We start from the raw sequence: 245 nt of genomic DNA, 5'->3' as shown, positions 1-245 counted from the left end.
CCGGGGGCATCGCTTCGTGATGCTCGAAGACCGTATGCAGGCCGATGACCTGCAGATCTGTGTGGCCGAAGCGCCGTTCGATGCGGCGCACCTGCGGCAGGCTTTCGGCCACGCATCCCGGGCAGAGCAGTTGGAAGCTGTGGAGATAGATCACCCTGCCGCGCAGGCTTTCAAGGGTGAGCGGCGTTTCGGTATTGAACCACTGGCTGACGGCGAGTTCCGGCGCCTTGATGGCGGTTTCGTTC

The 245-nt window shown here is 63.3% G+C and carries 1 pseudogene; it reads right to left on the bottom strand.

Annotation, left to right across the window (positions count from 1 at the left end):
• Positions 1 to 232: pseudogene (locus tag SB772_RS44515) on the bottom strand (TlpA family protein disulfide reductase); the annotation flags it as partial.
• Positions 233 to 245: the final 13 nt, after the last annotated feature.

It is taken from the genome of Paraburkholderia sp. SIMBA_030 (genome assembly GCF_046535245.1).
Classification (GTDB): Bacteria; Pseudomonadota; Gammaproteobacteria; order Burkholderiales; family Burkholderiaceae; genus Paraburkholderia.
The sequence above is the reverse complement of the archived record's forward strand: the minus strand, read 5'-3'. Positions and strand labels throughout refer to the sequence as shown.